Here is a 7139-nt window from a genome sequence, read left to right as displayed (position 1 = left end):
ACCACACGTTCACGCAAATCGAGCGAATAGGGCTTGGGCATGGCAAATCACCTCCATACGGAAGTGAATCACAAACCCGACATCATCGGAATCCCTCGCGATTCAACCTGAGCATCCGACGCTCTAGTAGCACCGGACGACTTGATGGACTCCACCTATATCGTGCCAACGGTAACCGCGAACAGGTTTATCGTCAGTGGTCACGGGGATTTGGTGCGGATCGCATTCGGCGAAAATCGCACTCCGGAAAGCCCGATCAATTTTCGTGGCGCTGTGGCTATGACGCCCTATCAGGCGTGGGAATTGTCCAAGATACTTCAAAATGTTCTTGGGCACCGCATCGCGGAATTCGAAGCAGCCTCAAATGTCAGCGCCGACACAAAATAGGGGCGGCTCGGCCTTGTCCGGTGCCGGGATACAAACCCAGGCTGCTTCCAGCGGAGCAGCGCAGGGTCTCACTGTCCCACCATCCCCGAGTAAACCGACAAAAGCCTTTGCGAATAGAGGTAGCAGTTTCACGACCCTGTATGGGAAGCGCAACGTGAAGGCGTACCCCGTAACCGATGGCGACCTACACAGCATCGGCGCATTGTCTGGGCTAGCCACTGTGGCGTTCTCAATTGGCACTGGCTTGTTGGGCTATGCCTTTGACGTCACAGAAAGCCTCTCTATGGCATCTGGTGTCGCAACCGAAACGCTTGGGTTTTGGTCCGGCATACGATGGGGTTTCGTCATCGCGGCGGTTGTATGCTATGCTGGTGGTATCGTCCTGTGGCGCGTTCGCGGAACGACGATTAAAGAAATCAAGGACAACACCAGCTTTGACTGAAAACAAGCGCTTTGACCGCCTCCTAAAGGCAATGGCAACCAAGCCACCCTTCACCGTTCCGGGCGCGGGAACGATTGCAACAAGAGGTCAAGCATCAAGTGGGGATGCTTCCGCAGGTTCTGCCGAAACTCGAACTCCCAAAGGTAGGTCTGCAGCCACTTCTTCGAAACCGAAACGTAAGTCCCGCTCATCGAACGCCTGACGTGCGACCAGAAAGCTTCGATGTTGTTGGTGTGGACTTGCCCGTTCACGTACTCGCCAGCGCTGTGATTGACGGTGCCGTGCATGTAGCCGTTTTCCATCAATTCGCCGTATGAAAGCAGTTCGTCAGTCGCAACGCGCGATCCCTGCTTAACCCACTTCAAAATGGCAGGCATGATGTGGCGGGCCTTGCGGCTCGGAATGACTTGCGTGACGACATCGCCACCGCGCTCGATGGCACCAAAGATAATCGCCTTGTCGTCTTCGCCGCGCTTATCAACGCCGCCGAAGTACATTTCGTCAGCCTCTACGATGCCGCCGTCCTTGCCGCCAAGCGTGTTGTCGCCATCGACATAGCCCATATACTGGCGAATGAGGTTGCACATGCGCCAAGCGGTCTTATAGGTCACGCCGATGGTGCGCTGGACTTCCTTCGCGGACACGCCGTTGCGGGAAGCGCAGAACATGAACATGACGGTAAACCAGTCGCGCAAGGAGGTGCGCGTGGCTTCAAACGGCGTGCCAGCGGTCGGGTAGACCTGCGCACCGCAGAAGTCGCACTCGTAGCAGCGGCGAGCCTTCACGCGGTGGAATTTTGCCACGCGATGGCACTTGGCACATTCGTGACGTTCGCCGTACCGTGTCACCATGAGGTGTTCGAGGCAGGCGTCTTCGGTCGTGAAGCGCTCTTGGAACTGGCGAAGGGTAGGAAGTTTGTTGCTCATACTGAATTATATAGCATGAGCCCTTACATGTTTCAAGGGGATACATCCCCCCGGGCAGGAACAGGCTCCGCCCGGGCAGGAACAGGCTCCGCATTGGGCCAGACGGCTCGATCCTAAGTCCGGCCGAATCGCCGTCCTGCATGCGAAGCTCTGTCGCGCATTGTAGCGCTTGTGCGGTCCCAACAACAAAGGTCATATCGCCGCCATGGTGGAATCCGCGAAGATACTGGCCGTGGGCGGTGCCCATATCGACCGGCGTGGCCAGGTGTCCGGCCTCTATGTGCCGGCCGCCTCCAATCCCGGCACGATGCGCGAGGATGTCGGCGGTGGCGTCTTCAATGCGTTGCGCAGCATGGTGCGGCGCGGCCTCTGCGCATCGCTGCTTTCGGTGCGCGGCGGCGATGCGTCAGCCGATACGGTTTCACGGGCCATCGCCGAGGCAGGCATCGCCGATCTTTCGGCGGTGTTCCTCGACCGTACCACGCCGAGCTACACGGCGCTGATCGACCGCGAGGGCGAATTGATCGTCGGCTTTGCCGACATGGCGCTGTACGACCTGGCTTTTCCCAAGCAGATCAGACGTTCCAAGATACGCCAGGAAGTGGCCGCCGCGGATGCCATCCTGTGCGACGCCAACCTGCCGTCGGCCGCACTGGAGGGGTTGCTGTCGCTCGCCGCCGGCAAACCGGTTTTCGCCATCGCGATTTCGCCGGCCAAGGTGACGCGGCTGATGCCGGTGCTGGGCGGGCTGGCCCAACTCTTCATGAACCGACGGGAGGCCGCTGTGCTGGCCGGCGTCAATGCAAGTGCCGGCGAGCAGGAAATGATCGACGGATTGCGGTGCAGCGGCCTTGCCAGCGGCGTGGTCACGGCAGGCAGTGGCCCTGTGCTGGGTTTCGACGGCACGGGCGCCTTTTCGATCCTGCCGCCTGCTCCGAGAAAAGTCGCCGATGTCACCGGCGCCGGCGACGCACTGGCGGGCGCGACGGTCGCGGCACTGCTGCGCGGCCTGCCGTTGCGCCAGGCCCTGCGCGAAGGCGTCGCGGCGGCAACGCTGACCATCGAAAGCGCCAACGCGGTGCCCGAATTCACCGCGGCGAGCTTCGCGGAGGCGCTGGCCCTTGTGCCGGATGCCAGGGAAGTGGCATGAGACCGGCAAATTCATAGAGCGCAGTGGATGCGCCGCACTCCGGATTGGAGATCAGAGATGACGCCAGAAACCGCCCGCCCCTTCATCGATATCCATGCACCGGTGGCGCAAGCCCTGGCCGCCGGGCGCCCGGTGGTGGCGCTCGAAAGCACCATCATCACCCATGGCATGCCTTATCCCGACAATGGCGCCATGGCGGCCAATGTCGAAATGATCATCGCTGACGGCGGCGCGGTGCCGGCGACGATCGCCGTGATTGGCGGCCGTATCAAGATCGGCCTCTCCGACGGCGAGCGCGAATCGCTGGCGATGACGGGTGACGCCATGAAGTTGTCGCGCGCCGATCTCGGCTTCGCCGTCGCGCAAGGCCGCACCGGGGGCACCACGGTCGCCGCGACCATGATCGCGGCTGACATGGTCGGGATAAAAGTATTCGCCACCGGCGGCATCGGCGGCGTGCACAAGGGCGCGGAAAAGAGTTTCGACATTTCGGCCGACCTCGATGAACTGGCGCGAACGCCGGTCATCGTCGTCTCGGCCGGCGCCAAGGCGATCCTCGACATCGAAAAGACGCTGGAAGTGCTGGAGACGCGCGGCGTGCCCGTTATCGGCCATGGCTGCGAGACGATGCCGGCCTTCTGGTCGCGGCAGTCGCCGTTCCGGGCGCCATTGACCCTGCACAAGCCGGAAGACATCGCGCATTTCTATCAGACGCGCCTAGCTCTGGGTTTGGGCGGCGGCTTGCTGATTGCCAATCCGGTGCCGGAAAACCACGAAATCCCCGCTGAAGAAATGGCGGGCTACATCGAAGCCGCGCAGAAAGCGGCCGAAGCCCTCAACGTCACCGGCAAGGCGGTGACACCGTTCCTGCTGGGAAAAATCCTCGAACTCACCGGCGGCCGCAGCCTGAAGACCAACATCGCGCTGGTCGAGAACAATGCAAGGCTGGCGGCTGAGATCGCCAAGGCTTTGTAGTTCACGCGGCGAAGGCCCCCTCACTCGGATTGCCAAAACCGAATTGCAAAGAGCAATTCGGGGCAATCCGACCTCTCCCCGAGGGGAGAGGAGCTTGCAGCGCCGACGCCGACCTCTTCTCCCCTCGGGGAGAAGGTGGCCGCGAAGCGGCCGGATGAGGGGGCGGCCTCGCGCTTGCCGGAATCTACTTCCCCGCGCGCCGCCCCGCCTCATAGGCGCGACGTGCCCAGACCATCATTTCGTCCGGATCGTCAAAAGCGCTGTCGGGAATGCTCCAGTAGGGCATTGCCACCAGCTTGCCATGGCGCGTGCCGGTGTAGGTCCACCGCCGGCAGCCCGCGGCTTCGAAATCCGGTGCGCTTTGCTCGTCGGCCTTCAGCAGCAATTCGCCACGCAGGACAATGCCGACGATGACGCCGTCGAAATAGATGCCCTTGCCGCCGAACAGTTTTCGGATGCTGACCTGACCGAGGCCTTCGAACAGTTCGGCGATGCGTTCATTGTCCATGCGGCGATCATGCCACCGGCATTTGGCCTTGTCATCGCCGCAACCAAAATCATGCTGACAGGTTGAGGCTATCGTGTCGGAGATTTTGCCATGCCTGTGCTGCTCAAGGGGTCCTGTCGCTGCAACGCCGTGCGTTTCGAAGTGGAAAGCCACACGCCCGTGCCGTTCATGCTGTGCTACTGCTCGATCTGCCGCAAGCAGCAGGGCGGCGGCGGTTTCGCCATCAATCTCGGCGCCGACTACGAAACGCTGAACATCAGGGGCAAGAGAAACCTTGGCGTCTATCGCGCCGAGATCGAGGACGACGAGCATCCCAACTGCGAGGTCTCGACCGGCGAGCGCAATTTTTGCCGCAAATGCGGGTCAGCGCTCTGGCTCTACGACCCGACCTGGCCAGAACTGGTGCATCCCTTCGCCTCGGCGATCGACAGCGACCTGCCGAAGCCGCCCGAAAAAGTGCATCTGATGCTGAAATACAAGGCGAACTGGGTCGAGCCCGATATCGGGCCGAAGGACAAGGTGTTCGACGTCTATCCCGAGGAATCGATCGCCGACTGGCACAAGCGGACCGGCATGTGGGTGGATTAGCTTTCTTCTCCCCGTTTACGGGGCGAAGGAAATGCTCAGGCCGAAGCGCGCGCCTCGGCCAGCGCCTTGAGATCGGCGGGCTTCAACTCGACAGATTCGCCGCAGCCACAGGCCGAACTCTGGTTCGGGTTGCGGAAGGTGAAGCCGGTGCGCAGCGTCGTCTGCTCGAAATCCATCTCGGTGCCGAACAGGAAAAGTGCTGCTTCCGGCGCGACATAGACATGGGCGCCGTCGCGCTCGATGTGGTCGTCCTTGGCGTTGGGCTCGGTCACCAGATCGACCGTGTATTCCATGCCGGCGCAGCCGCCCTTCTTGATGCCGAGGCGAATGCCATGCGCGTTGTCGCGCGTGGCGACGATCTCGCGCACCCGGTCGGCGGCCTTTTCGGTCATCGTGATGACGGCAAAGCGTCCCATGTTTTTCCTTCTCCATTCCATGCAGGTTCAAGGCCTGCCGAATGATTCCTCACCTAAAATGGTGAAGTTTTACCACAGGCGCAAGTGTACTGGGCTCGGTGCTAGTACCAGCCCACCGCGACCTGCGCCTCTTCCGACATGCGGTCGGGCGTCCAGGGCGGATCGAAAGTCATGTTGACTTCGACGCCAGATACGCCTTCGACGGCGCCGACAGCGTTTTCCACCCAGCCAGGCATTTCGCCGGCCACCGGGCAGCCGGGCGCGGTCAGCGTCATGTCGATCTTGACCGAGCGGTCGTCCTCGACGTCGATCTTGTAGACGAGGCCGAGCTCGTAGATGTCGGCCGGGATTTCCGGGTCATAGACCGTCTTCAGGGCCGAGACGATGTCATCGGTCAGCCGCGCCAGTTCATCGGCCGGGATGGCCGAGGCGGAAACGACGCTGTTGCCGGCGGTTTCCGGCGTAGCCTCGGTGGTGGTGGTGCTCACATCTTCCATGGTCGTCACCCGAAAAACTTGCGCGCTTTTTCAAGCGCCTCGGCCAAAGCGTCGACTTCGGCCCTGGTATTATACATGCCGAACGATGCCCTGCATGTGGAGGTTACGCCAAAGCGTTTCAACAGCGGCTGGGCGCAATGGGTGCCCGCGCGGACAGCCACGCCTTGCCTGTCTATCACCATCGAGACGTCATGGGCATGAATACCTCTGAGTTCGAAGGAGATGATGGCGCCCTTGCCAGGCGCATCACCGAAGATGCGCAGCGAATTGATGGCGCGCAGGCGCTCATGGGCATAATTCTTGAGGTCTTCCTCGTGTGCCGCGATGCGCTCACGGCCGACAGAGTCCATGTAGTCGAGCGCGGCACCCAGTCCGATCGCCTGGACGATTGGCGGCGTGCCGGCCTCGAAGCGATGCGGCGGGTCGTTGTAGGTGACGATATCTTCCGTCACCTCCTCGATCATCTCGCCGCCGCCCATGAAGGGCCGCATTCCGGCGAGACTATCCTTCTTGCCGTAGAGCACGCCGATGCCCGAAGGGCCGTAGACCTTGTGGCCGGTGAAGACGAAGAAGTCGCAATCGAGATCCTGCACGTCGATGGGCATGTGCACGGCGCTCTGGCTGCCGTCGACAAGCACCGGAATGCCGCGGGCGTGAGCGATCCGGACAATCTCCTTGATTGGCGTCACCGTACCCAGCGCATTCGACATCTGAGTGATGGCGACCAGCTTGGTGCGGTCGGTCAGGCGTTTTTCGAATTCCTCGATGTGGAAGACGCCGAGGTCGTCGACCGGCACCCAGACGAGCTTGGCGCCCTGGCGTTCGCGGATGAAATGCCACGGCACGATGTTGGAATGATGCTCCATGATCGACAGCACGATCTCGTCGCCCTCGCCGATATTGGGCATGCCATAGCCATAAGCAACGGTGTTGATGGCCGAGGTCGTGTTCGAGGTGAAGACGATGTTGTCGGTGCTTGGCGCATTGAGGAACCGGCGCACCGTTTCTCGCGCCTTCTCATAGGCCTCGGTAGCGGCATTGGAGAGGAAATGCAGGCCGCGATGGACGTTGGCGTATTCCTGGCTGTAGGCGTGCTCGATGGTATCCAACACCACCTGCGGCTTCTGCGCTGAGGCGCCGTTGTCGAGATAGACGAGCGGCTTGCCATAGACTTCGCGCGACAGAATCGGAAAGTCACGGCGGATCGTCTCGACGTCGTAGGGGGTGGTTTCGATCTTCTGGTCCATCAC

Annotated in this window: 10 protein-coding genes; 5 read left to right on the top strand and 5 right to left on the bottom strand. The window is 61.4% G+C overall.

Going from position 1 to position 7139, the window contains the following annotated elements; all coding sequences use genetic code 11:
* Positions 1 to 144: 144 nt before the first annotated feature.
* On the top strand, positions 145 to 387 hold the full coding sequence (locus tag O7A61_RS18860; protein ID WP_337131090.1) for a hypothetical protein: 243 nt from the start codon (positions 145 to 147) through the stop codon (positions 385 to 387).
* Positions 388 to 541: 154 nt separating this feature from the next.
* A complete protein-coding gene (locus tag O7A61_RS18855) occupies positions 542 to 829 on the top strand; it encodes a hypothetical protein (protein WP_337131089.1) in 288 nt (95 codons plus the stop codon).
* 50 nt (positions 830 to 879) lie between these two features.
* Here O7A61_RS18855 and O7A61_RS18850 read toward each other — a convergent pair whose 3' ends face one another.
* A complete protein-coding gene (locus O7A61_RS18850; RefSeq protein ID WP_337131088.1) occupies positions 880 to 1755 on the bottom strand; it encodes an IS1595 family transposase in 876 nt (291 codons plus the stop codon).
* A 205-nt stretch (positions 1756 to 1960) separates the two neighbouring features.
* Between O7A61_RS18850 and O7A61_RS18845 the strand changes: the two genes are divergently transcribed.
* A complete protein-coding gene (locus O7A61_RS18845) occupies positions 1961 to 2905 on the top strand; it encodes a carbohydrate kinase family protein (RefSeq protein ID WP_337131087.1) in 945 nt (314 codons plus the stop codon).
* Between the two features lie 57 nt (positions 2906 to 2962).
* Complete coding sequence (locus O7A61_RS18840) at positions 2963 to 3880, top strand: pseudouridine-5'-phosphate glycosidase (RefSeq protein ID WP_337131086.1); 918 nt, start codon at positions 2963 to 2965, stop codon at positions 3878 to 3880.
* Between the two features lie 184 nt (positions 3881 to 4064).
* Here the strand turns inward: O7A61_RS18840 and O7A61_RS18835 are convergent, their stop codons facing one another.
* Positions 4065 to 4388 carry a TfoX/Sxy family protein gene (locus O7A61_RS18835; protein ID WP_337131085.1) on the bottom strand — a complete coding sequence of 108 codons (324 nt, stop codon included), beginning with the start codon at positions 4386 to 4388 and terminating at the stop codon, positions 4065 to 4067.
* A gap of 90 nt (positions 4389 to 4478) precedes the next feature.
* On the opposite strand from O7A61_RS18835, the gene O7A61_RS18830 reads away from it, so the two are divergent.
* A complete protein-coding gene (locus tag O7A61_RS18830; RefSeq protein ID WP_140715107.1) occupies positions 4479 to 4976 on the top strand; it encodes a GFA family protein in 498 nt (165 codons plus the stop codon).
* 35 nt (positions 4977 to 5011) lie between these two features.
* On the opposite strand, the gene sufA is transcribed toward O7A61_RS18830, so the two are convergent.
* From sufA to O7A61_RS18815, 3 genes are all read right to left on the bottom strand, one after another.
* Positions 5012 to 5392, bottom strand: coding sequence for a Fe-S cluster assembly scaffold SufA (gene sufA, locus O7A61_RS18825; RefSeq protein WP_027143660.1), 381 nt, complete (start codon positions 5390 to 5392; stop codon positions 5012 to 5014).
* Positions 5393 to 5493: 101 nt separating this feature from the next.
* On the bottom strand, positions 5494 to 5889 hold the full coding sequence (locus O7A61_RS18820) for an SUF system Fe-S cluster assembly protein (protein ID WP_337131084.1): 396 nt from the start codon (positions 5887 to 5889) through the stop codon (positions 5494 to 5496).
* A gap of 5 nt (positions 5890 to 5894) precedes the next feature.
* A complete protein-coding gene (locus tag O7A61_RS18815; RefSeq protein WP_337131083.1) occupies positions 5895 to 7136 on the bottom strand; it encodes a cysteine desulfurase in 1242 nt (413 codons plus the stop codon).
* Positions 7137 to 7139: the final 3 nt, after the last annotated feature.

The organism is Mesorhizobium sp. Cs1321R2N1, from assembly GCF_037179725.1.
Lineage (GTDB): Bacteria > Pseudomonadota > Alphaproteobacteria > Rhizobiales > Rhizobiaceae > Mesorhizobium > Mesorhizobium salmacidum.
Note: the sequence above shows the minus strand (reverse complement) of the source record. Positions and strands in the feature narration are given on the sequence as shown.

Bases quoted from the DNA above. Each gene is read 5' to 3' on its own strand.
- O7A61_RS18815 (WP_337131083.1), bottom strand. From the start codon at position 7,136: ATGGACCAGAAGATCGAAACCACCCCCTACGACGTCGAGACGATCCGC.
- O7A61_RS18840 (WP_337131086.1), top strand. From the start codon at position 2,963: ATGACGCCAGAAACCGCCCGCCCCTTCATCGATATCCATGCACCGGTG.
- O7A61_RS18820 (WP_337131084.1), bottom strand. From the start codon at position 5,889: ATGGAAGATGTGAGCACCACCACCACCGAGGCTACGCCGGAAACCGCC.
- O7A61_RS18835 (WP_337131085.1), bottom strand. From the start codon at position 4,388: ATGGACAATGAACGCATCGCCGAACTGTTCGAAGGCCTCGGTCAGGTC.
- O7A61_RS18850 (WP_337131088.1), bottom strand. From the start codon at position 1,755: ATGAGCAACAAACTTCCTACCCTTCGCCAGTTCCAAGAGCGCTTCACG.
- O7A61_RS18845 (WP_337131087.1), top strand. From the start codon at position 1,961: ATGGTGGAATCCGCGAAGATACTGGCCGTGGGCGGTGCCCATATCGAC.
- O7A61_RS18860 (WP_337131090.1), top strand. From the start codon at position 145: ATGGACTCCACCTATATCGTGCCAACGGTAACCGCGAACAGGTTTATC.
- sufA (WP_027143660.1), bottom strand. From the start codon at position 5,392: ATGGGACGCTTTGCCGTCATCACGATGACCGAAAAGGCCGCCGACCGG.
- O7A61_RS18830 (WP_140715107.1), top strand. From the start codon at position 4,479: ATGCCTGTGCTGCTCAAGGGGTCCTGTCGCTGCAACGCCGTGCGTTTC.